At 64.4% G+C, this 17,879-nt stretch carries 13 protein-coding genes; 4 read left to right on the plus strand and 9 right to left on the minus strand.

The window, feature by feature from the left end:
* Positions 1-27: 27 nt before the first annotated feature.
* The 4 genes from cuyB to FA94_RS03035 all read right to left on the minus strand — a co-directional run bounded on the left by cuyB (position 28) and on the right by FA94_RS03035 (position 5,236).
* Complete coding sequence (cuyB, locus tag FA94_RS03020) at positions 28-1,518, minus strand: cysteate racemase (RefSeq protein ID WP_035546599.1); 1,491 nt, start codon at positions 1,516-1,518, stop codon at positions 28-30.
* Positions 1,515-2,810 (minus strand): dicarboxylate/amino acid:cation symporter, encoded by a 1,296-nt coding sequence (locus FA94_RS03025; protein WP_035546601.1) that lies wholly within the window; start codon positions 2,808-2,810, stop codon positions 1,515-1,517. Before FA94_RS03025 ends, cuyB begins: the two co-directional genes overlap by 4 nt.
* A 178-nt stretch (positions 2,811-2,988) precedes the next feature.
* Positions 2,989-3,900: a LysR substrate-binding domain-containing protein gene (locus FA94_RS03030; RefSeq protein ID WP_035546604.1), complete on the minus strand. Its 912-nt coding sequence runs from the start codon at positions 3,898-3,900 to the stop codon at positions 2,989-2,991.
* 184 nt (positions 3,901-4,084) lie between these two features.
* The gene (locus tag FA94_RS03035) at positions 4,085-5,236 is read right to left on the minus strand and encodes a serine hydrolase domain-containing protein (protein WP_035546606.1); all 1,152 of its coding nucleotides are present in this window, start codon (positions 5,234-5,236) and stop codon (positions 4,085-4,087) included.
* 170 nt (positions 5,237-5,406) lie between these two features.
* Between FA94_RS03035 and FA94_RS03040 the strand changes: the two genes are divergently transcribed.
* The gene (locus FA94_RS03040) at positions 5,407-6,834 is read left to right on the plus strand and encodes a dienelactone hydrolase family protein (protein ID WP_051980321.1); all 1,428 of its coding nucleotides are present in this window, start codon (positions 5,407-5,409) and stop codon (positions 6,832-6,834) included.
* A gap of 137 nt (positions 6,835-6,971) precedes the next feature.
* Here FA94_RS03040 and FA94_RS03045 read toward each other — a convergent pair whose 3' ends face one another.
* The 4 genes from FA94_RS03045 to FA94_RS39035 all read right to left on the minus strand — a co-directional run bounded on the left by FA94_RS03045 (position 6,972) and on the right by FA94_RS39035 (position 10,744).
* Positions 6,972-7,802, minus strand: coding sequence for a hypothetical protein (locus tag FA94_RS03045; protein ID WP_051980322.1), 831 nt, complete (start codon positions 7,800-7,802; stop codon positions 6,972-6,974).
* A 178-nt stretch (positions 7,803-7,980) separates the two neighbouring features.
* Complete coding sequence (locus FA94_RS03050; RefSeq protein WP_035546609.1) at positions 7,981-8,412, minus strand: hypothetical protein; 432 nt, start codon at positions 8,410-8,412, stop codon at positions 7,981-7,983.
* Positions 8,409-9,689: a cupin-like domain-containing protein gene (locus FA94_RS37170; RefSeq protein ID WP_156126501.1), complete on the minus strand. Its 1,281-nt coding sequence runs from the start codon at positions 9,687-9,689 to the stop codon at positions 8,409-8,411. The genes FA94_RS03050 and FA94_RS37170 overlap by 4 nt, the downstream gene beginning before the upstream one ends.
* Positions 9,683-10,744 (minus strand): TylF/MycF/NovP-related O-methyltransferase, encoded by a 1,062-nt coding sequence (locus FA94_RS39035; protein WP_197070171.1) that lies wholly within the window; start codon positions 10,742-10,744, stop codon positions 9,683-9,685. Before FA94_RS39035 ends, FA94_RS37170 begins: the two co-directional genes overlap by 7 nt.
* A gap of 474 nt (positions 10,745-11,218) precedes the next feature.
* On the opposite strand from FA94_RS39035, the gene FA94_RS03065 reads away from it, so the two are divergent.
* Together FA94_RS03065 and FA94_RS03070 are read left to right on the plus strand one after the other, a co-directional pair.
* On the plus strand, positions 11,219-11,857 hold the full coding sequence (locus FA94_RS03065; RefSeq protein ID WP_051980327.1) for a DUF3455 domain-containing protein: 639 nt from the start codon (positions 11,219-11,221) through the stop codon (positions 11,855-11,857).
* A gap of 16 nt (positions 11,858-11,873) precedes the next feature.
* The gene (locus tag FA94_RS03070) at positions 11,874-12,959 is read left to right on the plus strand and encodes an LLM class flavin-dependent oxidoreductase (protein WP_035546610.1); all 1,086 of its coding nucleotides are present in this window, start codon (positions 11,874-11,876) and stop codon (positions 12,957-12,959) included.
* A 182-nt stretch (positions 12,960-13,141) separates the two neighbouring features.
* On the opposite strand, the gene FA94_RS03075 is transcribed toward FA94_RS03070, so the two are convergent.
* Positions 13,142-17,575 carry a hypothetical protein gene (locus tag FA94_RS03075; protein WP_156126503.1) on the minus strand — a complete coding sequence of 1,478 codons (4,434 nt, stop codon included), beginning with the start codon at positions 17,573-17,575 and terminating at the stop codon, positions 13,142-13,144.
* 119 nt (positions 17,576-17,694) lie between these two features.
* On the opposite strand from FA94_RS03075, the gene FA94_RS38485 reads away from it, so the two are divergent.
* Complete coding sequence (locus FA94_RS38485; RefSeq protein WP_156126505.1) at positions 17,695-17,850, plus strand: hypothetical protein; 156 nt, start codon at positions 17,695-17,697, stop codon at positions 17,848-17,850.
* Positions 17,851-17,879: the final 29 nt, after the last annotated feature.

Raw genomic sequence — 17,879 nt, forward strand, 5'->3', positions numbered from 1 at the left:
GAAGAGGTGAAGAGGTGTTGAGGTCGATTAGACGCAGAGTGTTTCCGCTGTAACGGCAGCGCCGGTGGCAGCGGCCGTGGCGTAAGCAACGCATTGCCGGGCCAGCACGTCGGTGGGATCCACAAGGTGGACCGACTTGCCATTCGTCGCCACGTAATCCGATTGTGGAAGCAGAAGCGGCAATTCGGTGCAACCGAGAATGACAACCTCCACGCCTTGCGCGATGAGTCCATCGATCGCGGCGGCGATATCGAGCTGGCACTGTCCACTCGTGAAGCCCGCCTTCACGCCCTCTTCGCCGTAAATGGCGTCCATCACGCGAGCCTGCAAAGCCGGGCCCGGCAGGACCTGCTGCAAGCCTTGCGACATCAGCGCCTTTTCATAGACGCCGCTTTCCACGGTCCCCGAAGTCGCCAGCACGCCGACCGAACGCAACGACGGAAAGTGCTCGCGCAGATAGCGGACCGTCACCGTCAGCATGTTCACGATCGGTATGCTGAGATAAGGCTGGATACGTTCGACGAACGCATGCGCGGTGTTACACGGAATCGCGATGAGATCCGCGTCGCCCGCTTCGAGCTTCTTGCAGGTCGCGTAAAGGGAGATGGTCGGATCGGGACCATCGCCAATCAGACTCTCCGTGCGATCCGGAATCTGCGGGTTCTGTTCGACCAGTAGTTTGATGTGATCCTGATCCCGTTTGGCGGGCGTATTGCGCACGATCTTGTGAATGAAGTCCACCGTCGCCGCCGGACCCACGCCGCCCACCACGCCCACCTTGAACAAGGTTTCCGGCGACGAGTACTGCCCCGACACCACGTACTGCGCGTACGCCAGATTCGAGTCGAGCAGCGGCACCGGCAACGGCCCGATCTCTCCGGCAACCAGTGCGATTTCCGTCAGCCCCGGAACGATGATCGTCGCGCCCTGCGCGATCAGGTCCTCGCATGCTTCGCGTAACAGCGTCGCCGGCCGGCCATTCAGGTTCCCGCTCTTCACCCCCTCCGCGCCGTACACCGCCTCGGTGACGAGATCCAGGCCGTTCCGCGGGCGCGGATAGACCACCTCGAATTCGGGCGACGCAAAATACCGCTCGAACAGCCCTTTGCGACGCGTGTAGTCCGAGGCAAGCACGCCGATGCGACGCACCGACGGAAAGCGCCGTCGAACGTGACTCCGTACGGCCTCGACCATATCGACGATCTGCAGCGGCGAGTTGGCCCGCAGTTCATCGATAAAGGTGTGACTGAGAAAGCAAGGCAGCACGACCGTCGTCACGCCCTGCTTCTCGAAACGGCTGATCAGATCGAAGATGTACAGCTTGCGCTCCGTCGTCGCCTCCGTTCCCGCACCGGAGGTTCGGAACGGGTGCTGCTCGAAGAACACGTCGAAGTGTTCGGCGTCGCTCGTGGCGGGCGTCGATTTGACGAGTTTGAAAAATACATCCGCGCTGGCGAGCGGTCCGAGTCCGCCCACCACGCCAAACTTACGCGCGCTCTTTACCGGCCCTTCGGTCATTTGGCCTCACCTTGCAATTGCACGAAAGCCGGTTCATCCGCGACAGTCACCGTCCCCCGCTTGAGCGCGCGTTTGTTTTCCCACTTCGCAATCACCGCCGTCGCGATGCTGTTGCCGATCACGTTGGTGGCGGTTCGGCCCATATCGAGGATCTGGTCGATCGCGAGGATCAGCACGACACCGGAAGGCGGCAGGTGGAACATCGGCGCCACCGCCGCAACAACCACCACGGAACCGCGCGCCACGCCCGCCATGCCCTTGCTGCTCACCATCAGCACCAGCAGCATCATGATCTGCGTGCCCAGCGGCATATCCATGCCGAAAGCCTGCGCGATGAAAATCGCCGCGAACGCCTGGTACATCATCGAACCGTCGAGATTGAACGCGTAGCCGAGCGGCAGCGTGAAGCCGACCACCTTCTTATCGACGCCGAATTCCTCCAGCTTTTCCGTCGGCCGCGGGTACGCCGCTTCGCTACTCGCGGTCGAGAACGCGAGCATGGCGGGTTCGCGAATCGCCTTCAGTAACGCCCAGATCTGCTTGCCGAGAAAGACATAGCCGACCGCCACGAGCAGCGTCCACAGCAGGACGAGGCCCACGTAGAAGCTGCCGATCAGCTTGCCGTAAGTCGTCAACACATCCAGCCCATGCACGGTGATCGCCGAGGCCAGCGCGCCGAACACGCCGATCGGCGCGAGGCGCATCACGTAGTCGGTCAGCTTCAGCATGGCGGGCACGAGCGCGTCGACGCCGGCCACCAGCGGCGCGACACGCGGGTCGCTCCTGATCACGCTCAGCACCACGCCGAACAGCACGGAGAACACGAGGATCTGCAGAATGTCGTTGCGCGCCATCGCGTCGATGATGCTGGTCGGAAACGCGTGAGTAACGAAATCCTTGAAGTTCAGACCGGCGGTATTCAGCCCGGTGCTGACGTCGGCGCTGGTCTGCACCAGATTGAGCCCCGCGCCGGGTTGAAAGACATTCGCCAGCACCAGACCGAGCGCGAGCGACAGCAGCGACGCGCACAGGAACCATCCCACCGAGCGGAAGCCGATGCGGCGCACGTCGCTGGTTCCCGCCATGCCCGCGAGTCCGGAGACGAGCGTCGCGAACACCAGCGGCGCGATGATCATCTTCACGAGCCGAAGAAAGATGTCGGTGATGATCGAGAAGTAGCCGGCAACGGCCTTTGCTTCGGCGGCATTCGCCACCGAGCGGTGACAGATGTACCCGACGACAACGCCGAGCACCATGCCGACAAAGATATAGAGAGTGAGGCGATTCTTCATGTGAATCCGTCCAGGGGTAGCGCCGGTGAGCGAGTCGCACACCACGCGCAGGAAAGGCAGAAACCGTGCTGTGTTAGCCGGTCTCTGTGTCTGAACGGATATTAGGGAACCTCAAAAAAACGTCGATGCTAGTACTGCATGCGCCTATGCTGATTTCGCATAACCCGTGAAAACCCTATCACGAAGGCTGGCTGGTCGCGCGAATATGCCCCCACAGCGTCTCCAGAAACTCGCTGCGATTCGACGCGTCGCGGTAAACGCGCAGTTCGACTTCGAGATGCCATTCGGCGCGCCCGGCGGGAACCAGCTCGCCGGATTCGAGTTCGGCCGTGATCGAACTTTTCGGCAGCCACGCGAGGCCCTCGCCTTCCATGACGAGTTTCTTCAACACTTCGGCCATGTCCGATTCGTAATGCAGTTGCAGCACCGGCGCCGCGCTTGCGCGACCGAGAAGCAGCGCGAGGCAGCGGCCGACGTAACTGGTTTCCGTGTACGAGATGAGCGGCAGCGGACGGTTCGCGGTTCCCGGCAAGCGGAATGCGGGCGCGAGGCGCTCGTTGGGCCGGCACACCGGCATGAAGGTATCGACGCCGACCGTCAGATGCTGATAACGCACCGGGTCGAGATGCAGCGGCAACTCGGGATGGTGATACGCAAACATCAGCTCGCAGTTGCCGTTGACGAGCATCAGAATGGAGTCGTGCACGTTCGTCGGAATCACCCGCGCGCGCACCTCGCCGACATGCGCGGTCAACGCCTTCAGCCAGGCGGGCAGAAAGCTCAGCGCGATGGTGTGGCCGGCTGCAATCTGCAGGCCTTTGCCGGCCATTCTCTGCTCGGTGCGGATAATCGCGCGGGTGTCGAAAAGCTTCTCGAGGATGTCTTCGGCGGCTTCGCGGAACAGACGGCCCGCCGGCGTGAGCGACGGCGGAAAACTGCTGCGGTCGATCAGATCGGCGCCCACCCATTGTTCAAGTGACTGAATGCGCCGGCTGAAGCCGGACTGCGTGACGCTCCGAAATTCCGCTGCCCGGGAGAAGCTTTGATATCGGGCAAGCGCAATGAAGTCTTCGATCCACTTGATTTCCATGTCGGTTCCGCGTGTGTTGCAGTGACAAGCCAGCAGCGCTTCGAGAGAGCCGGGATTCTACGCGCGCGGACAACTTGCCGCGCGCGCCGCGATCCACGGGTCGATCTAATTCTGCGCAGTTCAGCGCCGCTTGTCGTACTTCTTCAGGCGATGGTCGCGCTCGATGCCGCTGTCGGTGCAAACATCACGCCGCCGGTACGGCCGCTCCCACCTGCTGATAGACCGCCGTTTCGAAACCGATCAGCGTCTCGATCACCGGCATGTCGAAGAACGGCAGCAACTGTGTCATCAGCACCGCGCCGATGCCCTTCGCGCGATCGATCCAGTAGAACGAATTGAACACGCCGGCCCAGTCGCCGCTGCCGTTGCTGCGCATGCCCGGCAGATCGGTGAGCGTCAGGTGGAAGCCCAGCCCCCAACTCTGCGGCCACGGCGCGCCGGGCGTGTCGTTCGACAGTTCGGGCATCGTGGATTTCATCAACTCGGGCAACGTGATTTGCCCGATATGGTTTTGCAACGCCATCCGCACGGTCGCCGGTTCGAGGATGCCGGCGCCGTCGTTGAGCCATGCCTGCACGAAGCGGCCGTAGTCCTGCACGGTGCCATACGAGCCATGGCCGGCGGCGTCCCATTCGGAAACGGGCGGAAGATCGATCGTTGCGGGCGCAAGTGTGCCGCTGGCCTGGCGCTGCATCACGCGCAGCAGTCTGCCGCGCTGATCCGCGTTCGGTTCGAAGGTCGAGTCGTTCATACCCAGCGGCTCATACACGTGCTGCCTGATATAGCTGCCCAGACTCTGCCCCGCCAGTTTCTCGACGACGAGTCCGAGCCAGTCGGTGTTGGTGCCGTATTCCCAGACCGTGCCGGGATCGTTGACGAGCGGCGCGGAGAAACTCTGCTTCTGTCCCGACAGCGGGTGAGGCACACCCGTCACCTCGTGATAGCGCATCAGCTTTTCGCTGAGGAAGAAGTAGCCGAGACCGGCGGTGTGTGTCATCAGTTGGCGCACGGTGGCTTTGCTGGCGGGCGCGCGCAACCGCGGCGTGTCGCCGTCGAAGCCGTCCAATACCTGCAACTCGCCGAACGCCGGCAGAATCGATTCGACGGTGGCGTCGAGATTCAGCAGCCCCTTCTCCACGAACTGCAGCGCCGCCGTGGTGGCCACGGCCTTCGTCATCGACGCGTTGCGGAACATCGTATGCTCGCTTGCCTCGCCGGCCGCGTGATGAAACAGCGGGCCGTTACGGTCGACGACCACGGCCGCGATGCCGTGAATGCCGCCGGTCGAAACCGCGTTGTCAAGCAACGTCTTGATGGCCGAACCGTCGAATGTCATGGTTGTCTCCTGCGTTCGTGATGGGAAGCCCGTGGACGGAATGGTTTCCGGCACGGGGCGTCCATTTTGCGCCAGGAAGACGAAGGCTGCTGCGAGGGCTACAGAAAACACTGAATCGGCCGTTATCGCAAAGATATCCTTTCGAATAAGCCCCTCGTTTCCCGCGCCCTATGGAGAAAGCAACCACGCATAAAGTTCTGCCGCTTCTGGCATCGCTCGCGTTGCTTGCCCATTCGGGTCTCGCCAACACGGCCGGGACCACGCCCGACTCGCCCAGTGCGCCCCTCAACGAGCGCATCCTGACAGTGCCCATCGACACGTCGCCACCGGTGCGCCTAAAGGTCACCGTGTACATGCCATCGCGCGGCGGCCCTTTCCCGCTCGCGCTCATCAATCACGGTGCGTCGCACGATCCGGCGAACGCGCCGCGCATTGCCGATAACTTCATCCCCTACTACTTTCTCTCGCGCGGCTACGCGGTCGCCATGCCGATGATGCGCGGCTACGCGGGCTCCGAAGGCACCATGCGTCCGCACGGTTGCGATCTCGTGGCGACCGGCATGGACGCAGCGCGCGACATTCGCGAAGTACTCGACTCCGTGAAGCAGCAACCGGGCGTGGATGCTTCGCGGATCGTCATGGTCGGCAAAAGCATGGGCGGATGGAACACGCTGGTGTTTGGCGCGCAGAACCCGCCCGATGTAAAAGGACTCGTCAGCTTTGCGGGCGGCCTCAAGGAATCCGATTGCCACGCGCCGGACGCGAGCCTGATCAGCGGCGCCGGCCAGCTCGGCGCTCACACGAAACTGCACTCGATCTGGTTCTTCGGCGACAACGATCAACCCTTCGCCACCTCGACCTGGCGCGACATGTTTCGACAATACACGGCGGCGGGCGCGCCCGCGGAACTCGTCGACTACGGCGTGTTCCAGAAGGATGCGCATGCCATGACCGCGTCGGCGGCGGGCTTACCTCTGTGGGTGAAGAAAGCCGACGCGTTCCTCACCGGCATCGGCATGCCCGGTCGCGAGGTCAACCCGGAGTACCTGCCGAATCAGGCCTACACGACGAGCGCGTATGCCGATCTCAATGACGTCGGCGCACTGCCCTATCTGGACGCGAAACAACGGGAGACGCTGTATCGCGGTTTTCTGGCGGCGCCGCTGCCGCGTGCGATCGCAATCGGGACGACTGATGCGGTCTGGTCATCGGGCGGTTTCGATGCCGCCGCGAGCGCCATGCAGCACTGTTCTGAACGCACGCACTATTGCCAGTTGTACGCGGTCGACAATAAGGTCGTCTGGCCTCGGCTCGAATCGGAACCGCCGAGCACGCACTTTGCGGCGCTGACAGATGCATCGGCGATTCCATATCTGAATGCTCAAGGACGCAAGGCCTATGGCGCGTTTCTGACGAGTCGCCGGCCACGAGCGTTCGCGATTGCACCCGATGGCGCGTGGGGCGTGGCTTCAGGTTTGGATCCGATGAACGATGCGCTCGTTGCGTGCGCAAACGGTCATAGCGGTTGCCGGCTTTACGCGGTGGATGGGGATGTTGTGTGGGCAGCGAAGACGGCTGGCGGCGCGCTGGGGAAATAAACCCAGCGCACCGAACGCGCGTCGGCGCGTCGAATCGTGAAGCCAACTGGGTGGCACAGGTTTCTATGCCACCAGTCAGTTTCTGAACTTGATCTTGAATGCCGCGCGACCGCAACTGCGACCACAACCGCAAGCAATCACGCAGATAGCGTCTGCGTGTAGTCCGGCATATTGGGCATGTTCATCGACAGATCGAGGTTCATGTCAGGCAACTGGGACGTGCCATCGGACACCATCTGATCGAGACCGCCTTGCGCTGCCCACTGGAAGTTGCCCACGCCGGACTTGCCGTCCGCGCCGGACACGTCGTGCGTTTCGATCTGCTGGTAGACGTCCGGATTCTGCAGCATGTACGACGCCGCCGCGGACACGTCCGACGGCGTGCCGGCGGGCGGATTATTGGCCAACTGGTAGAGCTTGTTGGGATCGAGCGACTTGATCCCGTTCTGGCTCATATAGCTCGACAGCGTGCCCGCCGCGTCTTGCGCGCCCATCATTGCGCCCTGCGTCGACGTTGAATCCATCGAGTCGGTCGTGCTCGACGACGGCTCGCTGTCGAGACCGCCCTGCGCCGCCCACTCGAAATTGCCCACGCCCGAAATGCCGTCCGCGCCGGACACGTCGTGCGTTTCGATCTGCTGATAGACATCCGGATTCTGCAGCATGTACGACGCCGCCGACGACACCTCGGGCGGCGTGCCGGCCGGCGGATTATTCGCGAGCTGATACAGCTTGTTCGGATCGAGCGACGAGATGCCGTTCTGATTCATATAGCTCGCGAGCGTGCCGGCCGCGTCCTGCCCGGTCTGGTTTTGACCGAGCGACGACGAACTCTGCTGCAGCGCCTGATTGATCATCTGATCGACCTGCTGCTCGAGTTGCTTGATATTCTGATCCTCCGACGAGAACGAACTGTCGGTGCTGGGCATGGAGAAGCTGGAAACGGTGTCGTTGGCGATTGCGGTCATGGCGTCCTCTGCAAGGGAAGATCGACCGCCATCGGTGAAGCGGATGCGAAACACACACAGCGGCGGTCCGGGGTCGTCTAATGCTAGGGGGTCGCATCGAGACCATGGCGTGCCATCCGAAAAGCGCGCTGGAAATGCGAAGCGACGATCACGTCGCAACGCGCCGCGCATCTGTGCGTCACTGCACCTGGGCGGCACCGCGCGCGGCCTGGCCTTCGCAATAGGCGAGGTACTTGTCGTAGGCTTGCTGCGGCGGCGTTTTGGCGTAGCGTCCGTACAGACGTTCGACAAAGGTCGCCAGTTCCGCTTCCGCGTAGACCTGTCGTTCGATCGGCATCGCCGCCGCCACCGCTTGCGTCTTGCGCAATTCGTCCTGTTTGCTGATGCCCGCGTCACGGTCCTGCGCGATCAGCTTGGCGTTGTTCGCGCGCATCGCGCAGATCTGCGTCATCGCCGCCGGGGCTTGTGGTTGTGTTTGCACCTGTGTTTGCGCTTGCGCGGTCAGCGGATTCAGCGACGCGGCCGACGCCAGCAGCGCCGCCGCGCACGAGCGGTGGGCCCACATCAGAAAGCGCGCGCGACGCGAGCCGCTTCGGGTTGCATCGTTCATCCAGTCCCCGCAGTGTTCGTGAGTTTCGATTGGGAAACCGTATCGTCGCGCAGCATCGCAGCGACGGTGGCATCCGCGGCATCGGCGGCGAAGCGGCTGATGGACAGCACATGATCCAGCGCCCACACGCAGTGATACCAGCCGATTGGAATCACCAGCAGGTCGCCGGGTTCCAGCACGAGATCGACGCCTCGCGCCTGGGCAAAACGCGGGAAGCGCGTCAGATCAGGCGACGCCACGTCGACACGGCACGGGCGATACGTGTTGAACGAATCGAACGCGTAGAGGGCGGCTTCCTGAGCCGGCGCGTAAAGACGCACGCGTTTGCGGCCGTGAATCTGGGCCAGAAACGAGTTCGCCAGATCGCAGTGCAAACGCGTCACCAGCGCCGCCCCGCTGGCTCGGCCAAACCAGAGCTGACCCGCGCCGAATAGACGCGCCGGCAAGCGTGGCAACGCAAAGCGCGCTTCCCATGCCGCTGGCAGCAGGCAGCCTTCCGTGTAAGTCGCGGCGCCGGGTTCGGCCACGCACTGCTCGGCGATTCTGTCGATGAAGCCGGCCACGGTCTGCGCCGCGCCGCTCGATGGGTCCGGGCGCAGCACCGTCGAGCCTTCGTGGCGGCGCCAGTCGTCGAGGGTCCACGCGACTTCCGGCCAGTCGATCATGTCGCGCAGAACGAGTGGAACCGAGGCGTCGAGCGCGTCGGCAAGCGCTGTGCAGAGGTCGTTGTGATTGCAACCTTGCATGCTCATCACGCGCACCGTCGTGAGGGCGGCAGGCGCGCGTTGCCTGGCCCGCTCGAGCGCCGCGCGGCCCGCTGTTGAAGGACGCTTGAGCAATTGCAGCCAGTACGCCGCGAGCCGCGCGGAGCCGTCGATTCGCACGCCGCCGAGAGCGAGGGAGGTGGCGCTGCGCGGATCGAAACCAGTTGGGTCGTCGAGCATCGCGCTTAGTAGCGCGTGGTTTAGGGTGATGCGCGCTGCGGCGGGGTATGCGCCGCTAGAGGGGGGCGGAACAGGAACAGGAACAGGAACTGGAACTGGAGTCGCGGTCGCGGTCGGAGTCGGAGTCGGAGCCGGCATCGACGTAGGCGTCAGAGTCGGCGTCGGCATCGGCATCGACTCAATCGAAGGGCCAAGCAGAAAGCGCCGCGAAACCTCGGCGCAATCGCTGACGATCAGATCGACCGCTAACGCCTGCGGCGGCGCGACATAGTGCTCCGCGAGCCGCGCTTCCAGCAGCGCACTCAACGCCGCGTGCGCGTCACGGCTCACCATGGCTTACGCCAGTAGACCGCTTGCCCGTTGACACGCGTCAACGGCGCATCGATCCCATGCGCGGCGCGATATTCATCGACGGCACGCGCGCAACCGGTCGGCAAGCCATAGTCATCGACGATCACGAAGCCGCCCGGCGACAAACGCGAATACAGGGCGTCGAGCGCCACACGAGTCGACTCGTACCAGTCGCCGTCAAGCCGCATCAGCGCCAGCCGCTCGATCGGGGCAGCGGGCAGCGTGTCGGCGAACCACCCCGGCAGGAAGCGCACGCGGCGGTCGAGCAGTCCGGCTCGGGCGAACGACTCGCGCACGCTGGCCAGATCGCTGCGCAGTCCGCCGACCGCGCCCATCAGGTGATGCCAGATGGCCTCGCGCAGATCGACCGCGGGGTCCGGCGTCGGCAGTCCCGCGAAGGAGTCGGCCACCCACACGCTACGGCCTCGGTCGCCGAACGCGTTCAGCACGGCGCGCAACAGAATCGTCACACCGCCGCGCCACACGCCGGTTTCGATGAAGTCGCCCGGCACCTGTTCGTCGATCGTCACGCGCGCCAGCTCGACGACGTTGTCGAGCAACACGGAATCGCACATGGTCAGACGGCGCGACGCGTGATGCATGTGATTCAGCGCATCGGCCATGCGCGACGGGTCGACGCCAGCGACCTCGGCCGCCGTGCGATGCAGCGGCCCAAGCCAGTCGGCGAAGATGCGATCCGCTTCGGCTAGCCGTTCGCGACAATCGGCGGCGGTGATGGGGGCGTCGGGCGTGGCGGGCGTGGCGGGCGTGGCGGGCGTGGCGGGCGTGGCGGGCGTGTCGTGCGTGTCGGACGTGTCGTGCGTGTCGTGCGTGTCGTGCGTGGCGGCAGGTGCGGGCGTATCGGTGTGCACGTCGGTGTGCGCCTTGGTATCCGCCGCGCCGCCGATGTAGCGGCGGATCATCGCCAGATAGGGGTACGCCCGGTCTTGGTCCGCGAGCGGCACGAGAGGCATCGGCTCGGCGTCGAGCCACGAGACACGGGGCAAGCCTGGGAAGTTCGAAAGAGTCGATTCCATCGCGGGTTCGGGTGGCGCTCGGGCCGTTGGTCAGAAGAGAGGCGAAACCGTTGGTGTCACGCTACGTTGAGCGTGGCGGCAAGCCCGAGTCAGTATCGACCGCCATCCGAACGCGTTTGGCCGAAGCGCGAATCGCTGCATGCTCAGGCGAACCACTGCGCCTCGCTGCCTCGCTGTCTCGCTTTCTCGCTGTCTCGCTGTCTCGCTGTCCCGCTGTCCCGCTGTCCCGCTCCTTCGCTCCTTCGCTCCTTCGCTCCTTCGCTCCTTCGCTCCTTCGCTCCTTCGCTGTGCAGGTGACTTGCCCGATCCCGTCGCGTGCGGTTTTCGATCCAGTCTTTCGTGTCGGCGCCCACGACACCTTACAGGATCAGGTGTGATGCCAGCATCGCTCGCCTTCCCTTTCCGCCAATGACTGGTTTCCCGCCCCGCCCCGCACTATTCCCGCCATTCGCGGCTTTCGCCCGACTCGCGCCTTTGTCGCGCCCGACGCTGACCTGTCTCACGGCAGGCTGCCTGCTCGCGCTCGCCGCCTGCGCGACGACGTCCAGAACGCCGCCGACCGCCAACGAGTCCCTCCCTCTCGATCTACGCGCCGGCCAGAACGAAGTGCTCCAGGAAGTGATGACCACCCACGGCGATGAAACCTACGTCTGCCGACGCATCAAGTCCGACGTGCCCGCCGCCGGCGCCGCGTTGCAGCCCGGCATCGCCCGCGACGGCACGCAACTGCTGTGGGATCCGCTGGGATCCGAAGCCTTGCTGGTCGACGCACGCGGCCAAAGCGTGGGCACCATCGCACCGGGCCGTTACTTCCTCGCGTACGACGGCAGCTACGTGATCGGCAAAGTGGCCGGCGAAAGCCAGGTCGGCGCGAACGCGCTGACCTGGGTGCGTTACACCGCGCGCTTCGTCGCGGCGCGACGCCCCGGCGAGGGCCGGCTGGCCGACATCAGTTCGATCCAGCGCATCGACACTTCGGGTGGCCTGCCGCCTCTGCCCGCGTGCGAACTGGAAGGCGCTCATCTGCTGGTGCCTTACGGCGCGACCTATATGTTCTATCGCGCCAAAGGGCTCGCGCCGGTCGCCTTGTCGGCGAGTCAGCCACTGCATTGATACCCCGGAGTCGATCATGCAATTCGGTTTGTTCTTGACGCTGCCCGCGCCCGAACCCAGGCCCGCCGCCGAGCTCTACCAGCGCGCGCTCGACATGGCTGAAGCCGCCGATACGCTCGGCTTCAGCCATCTGTGGCTCGCCGAGCATCACTTCACGAACTATTCGCACTCGTCGCGCCCGCTGATGCTGCTCTCGCATATCGCCGCGCGCACGCGTCATCTGCGTCTCGGGCCGGCGATCGTTCCGGTGCCGCTGCATCATCCACTGGTGATCGCGGAAGAGCTCGCGACACTCGACGTGCTGAGCGGCGGCCGTGTCGAAGCCGGTCTCGGCAGCGGTTATCAGCGCTATCAATACGAGCGCTTCCAGCTCACCAAAGGCGCAAGCACGGCACGCGACGACGAAGCGATCGACGTGCTCCTGAAAGCATTGCGCGAACCCGTGTTCTCGCATCACGGCGAGCACTTCCACATTCCCCGCACCGGGCTCGTACCGCAGCCGCTGCAACGCGCGATACCGCTGTGGCTCGTGGTCAATTCGAGCCGGCGGGCGTCGGTCGAACAAGCCGTGAAGCGGCGCGCCAATCTCTTCACCGGCGTGCTCGAACCGATTTCGAAGTTGACGGATGTACGGCGTCACTATCCGGATCTCGCCGCTGCGCTGTCGATGGTGCGTATCGGCACGCAGCGGCCTGCGTTCGTCGCTGAGAACGAAGCGCAGGCGCGCGAGGCCGTCGAGCATGCGCGCTGGAACGGACGCGCGACGCTGCGTCTGCGTCACGATTGGGGCGACGTCGTGGACGGCATCGTGCCGGCGGAGCCTCTGCCCGACGAGCCCTCGGACGACGCGTTGCGCAACGATTTTCTGGTGATCGGCACGGCGGACGAATGCATTCATCAACTGCGTCGGATTCAAGCCGGGCTCGGTTGTGACTACTTCAGCGCGAGCTTCTGGTTCGGCTCGATGCCGCATGACATGGCGATGGAATCCATGCGTCGTTTTGCTCGGGACGTGATGCCGGCATTCGCGCGCGAAACGGCGGCGGATGCATGCGAGGAGGGCTCACCGCCTCCGCAGTGGGAGTCAACGCTGGCGTGGTGAATTTGGCCGTGGTGCGTGGTGCGTGCTGCGTGGTGCGTGCTGCGTGGTGCGTGCTGCGTGGTGCGTGCTGAGTGGCAAATGGCAAGCGACAAGCGACAAGCAGTGAGCAGCACTAGCTGCACCACGCCCGGCCTCAAGCGATCGAGCGCCGGCATGTCCAGCGCTCGACCTGCAACGAACGCTCAAACCGCCGGTGGGTCCTTCGGCTTGACGGCTTCGAAGTGACCGCCCTGATCCCAGATCATCACCTCGCGCACGTTTGCAGCTTGCTGATCCGCGCCGATGTGATCCAGGTGCGTTCTACCCGCCACCTGCGTGACGCCCACCACATGCAGCGGCTGCTGTGTCTGCGGGTCGCCGTTGATCATCGCCACCAGACGCTTACCCGCAGCGCCGGTGAAAGTCATCGGTTGGCCGTTCAGGATGTGTCCTTCGCCCACCAGTTTCTGCCGGTATTCGTTCACCCGCTGCGTGTGAGGCTGGCTGTAGTCGCCGGTCGCATGCTGCACCATGGAAATGAGCAGACAGTTATTCATGTCGCCGTTGTTTTTCACGACGCTGAAGCCGCTCTTCTCGAGGCTCGCTTGCGTTGGAGCGAAATCGGTGGCGGCCATGGTCGCTTGCTGTTCGTACTCCCACTGCTGATTGCTGTAGACCGCCTTTATGTCGGCGGGCAATCTGTTCCATGGCGTGATCGCGGGCGCGCTCTGCGGCAGTGCCTTGAGCGCACTCAGCGCGTCGTTGATCCGGTCGTCGTGTGCCTCGCGCGCCGGCGCTAAGGGCGCGACCAGCGCGGCAGCGGAGCTTGACGATGATGCGGCGCTTGAAGCGCTTGACGCGCTCGAAGCGGCCACGGTGTTCAACTTGGGCGTGGGCGTTTGCGGCGTGGTCAACGACGGCGACGACGGCGAATTGAGCGGCTGCGACACGCTCGCGCTGACCGACGGCTTCAGCGGCTTCGGCATCGGCGGCGTAATCGTCGACGCCGACAGCGTGTTCGGCGGCGACATGCTCGCGGTGATCGGCGGCGAAACCAGCGGCGTATTCGGCTGCAAACCGCTCGTAGTGATCGACGACGCAATAGGCGACGTGTTCGACTGCGATATGCTCGCGGTGATCGGCGGCGTAACCAGCGGCGTGTTCGGCTGCAAACCGCTCGTAGTGATCGAAGGCGCAATAGGCGACGTATTCGGCAGCGACACGCTCGCGGTAATCGGCGGCGTAGCCAGCGGTGTGTTCGGCTGCAAACCGCTCGTAGTGATCGAAGGCGCAATAGGCGACGTAACCACCGGCGTATTCGGCGGCAGCCCACTCGCCGTCACCGACGGCCTAACCTGCGGACTAGCCATCGGCATCGGCCTCGGTCCCGGCAACCGACTCGACGAACCCGAAGCCAAAGCCGCCATCGGCTGCATCTCGATCGCGCCCGTGGCGTTAAGGTCGAGACCGGAACCCCGGACATTTTGCAGCGGCCTGAAACCGGACGCCGGCGGGCTCACCGCCGGCGTCGGAGCCGGCTTCCCGCCGTGCAACGTGAATGTGCGTTTCGACTGACTGTCGTAGCAAAGCACGGCAGCAACCGGCGCGGCCGCGTTGCCATTGCCGCCAACGCGTTGATGCGGCTGCGCGCCGGTAGCATCCACGAGTTTGACCGCCGCGCCCGGCTTGCCATAGACCTGAGCCGCGACCTGTGCGATCACGTCCGCATGCTGCGCCACATCGATGGGCAGCAGCGGCGACGCGCTGGCACCCGGCGCCGTACCCGCACCCGCACCCTGACTCTGACTCTGACGCAACGTCTGAATCACTTGCGCGCGCGCCTTCATCACCTGCCTGTTCATCTCGCTCGACGACGCATCGCTCTTACCCGAGAAATTCTGATGCAACGCGTACAACATCGAATCGAGACCCGGCGTACCCGGGTTGTCGATCACATCGACGCCAGCCTCTTCGAAATGGTTGCGCCACTGCAACGGCTCGGCCGCATCCGAAGGCTGAAGCTGAACCCGTTCGACGGCGTCCGCCGCGCGATTGCGGCCCGCCTGATCGAGCGTGACCGTAGAGAAACGCCGCCGCACGTTTTCGCCGAACAGATGACCTTCGAGCCACTTGCACGCGTCCTTGCGACTCATACCCTGGAGGCCCGCAATATCCTTTTCGGTGAAGCGGAAATCGCGCAGCATGTTCCTCGCCGCGACCGCGCCCTCGCCGCCTTCGCGCCACCCCGCCACGAACTGGCGAACCGCGAACGGCGGATTGTCCTGCGCGAAACGTGTTTTCAGATGCTCCGCGACCGCTGCGGGCGTTTTGCCCTGATAGCCGGCCTTATCGAAACCGAGATCGCCCGGGGCGTGTCCCGCCGACAGTTGTTCGGACAGCGTGCCGATTCCGGCGGCCGGATCGTAAGCCGCTTCATCGAGGAAATGCGTCTTGAGCGCGGCAAACGACTCGTCCGGATTCGAGTCGTCGTCGATCGCGCGCAAGGCGTCGGAGTTATGGGTCTGCGCCTCGGCATCGATCATTTGCCGTGCCTGATTGCGATGAAAATGCGAGGCGACGCCGCCGCGCTCGTCGGCCAGCACACGCAGCGCGACCAGCACATTGTTCTCCGGGTTTTTAGACGCCAGAAACTCGCGGGCGCCCGCATGATTGCCGGACCGTTCAAGCCCGTCGAGCTTCTTGATGTCCGCGTCGCCGAGTTTCAGTTCGTTGCGCAGGAACATGTCGCGATGCTGCAGACGCTGCGTCGACCCCGCGCCTGATTCGATCCGTTCGCGCACCCGAGGCAGCGCGCGCATCAGCGCTTCCTCGCGCATCTTTGCGTCGATCGGCCGGGCGTTCTTCTGCGTGATATAGCTGACGATCCCCCGGCGGCCCGCATAGATCAGATATACCGGACTCAGCACCGCGCGCGACGCGCTCACCTGGCCTGCGGTCGCCGCGGCAACCGGATTCACTGCCAACTCGGCCACGCCCGCTGCCATGTTGACCGCGCCGTAGGCGACCTGCACCTTCGCGTGCCGCTTTTCCTCTTTCAGATTGTCGAGGTTGAGAGCCTGGTAAGCCGACAGATGCTGCTTCAGCATCTCCGGCGGCGCGACCGTCTGCGGTGTCGTGCCGCTCGGCTTCAAGGGCACGACTTTCGCGTTGTAGCGCGTCTTGAGCTCCTGCATCCGCTCGATCGTCGCACCACCGATGAAGTGCTTCGCCAGCGCCTGGCGAATATCGCCGCGCTGATATTTCGTCGTGGGCAAGGTGGCGTCGCTTTTCCAGAAACGCCATGAGCCGAAGTGCAGCGTGTCGCGCACGCGCGAGCGATCGGTCTCGGAGAGTCCTTTGTAGCGTTCGAGAAACGCATCCGGATCGCCCGAGCGGGCAATCGCCGTCAGCGCGTTCTTGTCGAACTCGCTCTTCTGCACCCCGTGCGCCGCGAAGTGCGGGTCCAGCTTGCCCAGATCGGGACCGGCCCGCTTGCCGCGCGACTCTTCACGGATCGTCGCCAGATGCGTGAACAGCGAATCGGTGCGGCCCGGCCTCACATCGGCGGCGATGAAGGTGTCGATCACGTCTTCGCGAATCGCGCGCCGCGTGCTCGCCGTATTCAGATTGGTCTTGCGGTTGAAGTTGAGGACGTTGAGCTTGATCCGCTCGCCGGGGAAATGCAGCATCTGGTTCAGCCGCGTCTGTCCGCCGCCGCCCACCGACGCGAAATTCTGCGTGAACTTCGTGACCTCGGCGTCGCTGCGTTGCCGCAGGATCGAATAGACGTTCGGGTCGATCCTGCCTCGCGCGTGCAGATCGTCGAGCGCTTGCAGGCCGGGGCTCGTCGCATCCTCACGCGCGCTCGCCGGATGATCGAGCGCGGTACTGAACGCGTGGGTGCGCTGCACCTTGCGGTCGACCGCCCGGCTTTGCAGCGCGCCGGCCGCCGTGTACATCGCGCCGGAAGCGATGGCGAGCGCGCCGTCCGCATACACCGGCCCCGGCGCCTTGCCGTACAGCGAGGTGCCCGGATGCGTGACCGATTCCATGCGGCTGGTCATGTTCAGCGCGCCCAGCCCGACATCGCGAAACGCGCCGGGCGCGGCGCGCTGGAGATTGCCTTTGTCCTGAGCCAGCACCCGCCGTGCTTCGTCGCCGTCGAGCGTGCCCTTTTCCGTCGTCTTGACCTTGTTCGCGCTGTTCGCGACCTTGAAAGCCTTGTTCGCGGTGCTGACGGTGGTAGCGACGATGTCGAGTGCCTGAGGCACGGCGCCCAGCGAGCCCGCGACTTCGGCGAGCGTTTTGGTTCCGTCGGAGGCGTGGCCGGCGGCGCTCGCCAGGCCGCCGCCGGACGACGCCGCGTTGTTCACGCCCCACCCCAGATAGCCGCCGGACGCCGTGGTGCCGAGCGGCGATTCGATGGCCGCGATGCCTTGGCCGGTCTTTTTGGTCGTCTTCGACAGCTTTGCCTTCAGCTTGCCGAGCGTCGACAACTGGGCGCTGCCTTGCTGCGTCGGCGTGGGCGTCGTCGATGCAGGGGTCGGGTGGGAGGGATCGGTGGACGGGTGCTCGCCGTTGGCCGGGTCCGGCACATGTCCAGCACGGGGCGAACTTGGAATGGACGGTGTCGACATGCTGCTCTCCGTGGCGATCGGGCTCGATTCGTCAGTACAGCGGAAATCGATGTGTCGACCCAACGCAAAACGGAACTGCCGAACGGCCAGGCGAAGTTTTTGTCAGCCTGATGACGGTTGTGGGAAGTTTTGATGCGGTACGGGTGGGTGTGGTGTGGATGGGTGTGGCGCGGATGACTGGACTGGACTGGACTGGACCGGACCGGACTGGACTGGACTGGACCGGACTGGACTGGACCGGACCGGACCGCGTCGCGTCATGGCATGGCACGTAACGGCATGTCATGTCATGGCACGGCAATGC

Origin of the sequence: Burkholderia sp. 9120, assembly GCF_000745015.1 — a bacterium.
Taxonomy (GTDB): domain Bacteria; phylum Pseudomonadota; class Gammaproteobacteria; order Burkholderiales; family Burkholderiaceae; genus Paraburkholderia.

Bases quoted from the DNA above. Each gene is read 5' to 3' on its own strand.
- cuyB (WP_035546599.1), bottom strand. From the start codon at position 1,518: ATGACCGAAGGGCCGGTAAAGAGCGCGCGTAAGTTTGGCGTGGTGGGC.
- FA94_RS03035 (WP_035546606.1), bottom strand. From the start codon at position 5,236: ATGACATTCGACGGTTCGGCCATCAAGACGTTGCTTGACAACGCGGTT.
- FA94_RS03040 (WP_051980321.1), top strand. From the start codon at position 5,407: ATGGAGAAAGCAACCACGCATAAAGTTCTGCCGCTTCTGGCATCGCTC.
- FA94_RS03075 (WP_156126503.1), bottom strand. From the start codon at position 17,575: ATGTCGACACCGTCCATTCCAAGTTCGCCCCGTGCTGGACATGTGCCG.
- FA94_RS03025 (WP_035546601.1), bottom strand. From the start codon at position 2,810: ATGAAGAATCGCCTCACTCTCTATATCTTTGTCGGCATGGTGCTCGGC.
- FA94_RS37170 (WP_156126501.1), bottom strand. From the start codon at position 9,689: ATGGTGAGCCGTGACGCGCACGCGGCGTTGAGTGCGCTGCTGGAAGCG.
- FA94_RS03030 (WP_035546604.1), bottom strand. From the start codon at position 3,900: ATGGAAATCAAGTGGATCGAAGACTTCATTGCGCTTGCCCGATATCAA.
- FA94_RS03070 (WP_035546610.1), top strand. From the start codon at position 11,874: ATGCAATTCGGTTTGTTCTTGACGCTGCCCGCGCCCGAACCCAGGCCC.
- FA94_RS39035 (WP_197070171.1), bottom strand. From the start codon at position 10,744: ATGGAATCGACTCTTTCGAACTTCCCAGGCTTGCCCCGTGTCTCGTGG.
- FA94_RS03050 (WP_035546609.1), bottom strand. From the start codon at position 8,412: ATGAACGATGCAACCCGAAGCGGCTCGCGTCGCGCGCGCTTTCTGATG.
- FA94_RS03045 (WP_051980322.1), bottom strand. From the start codon at position 7,802: ATGACCGCAATCGCCAACGACACCGTTTCCAGCTTCTCCATGCCCAGC.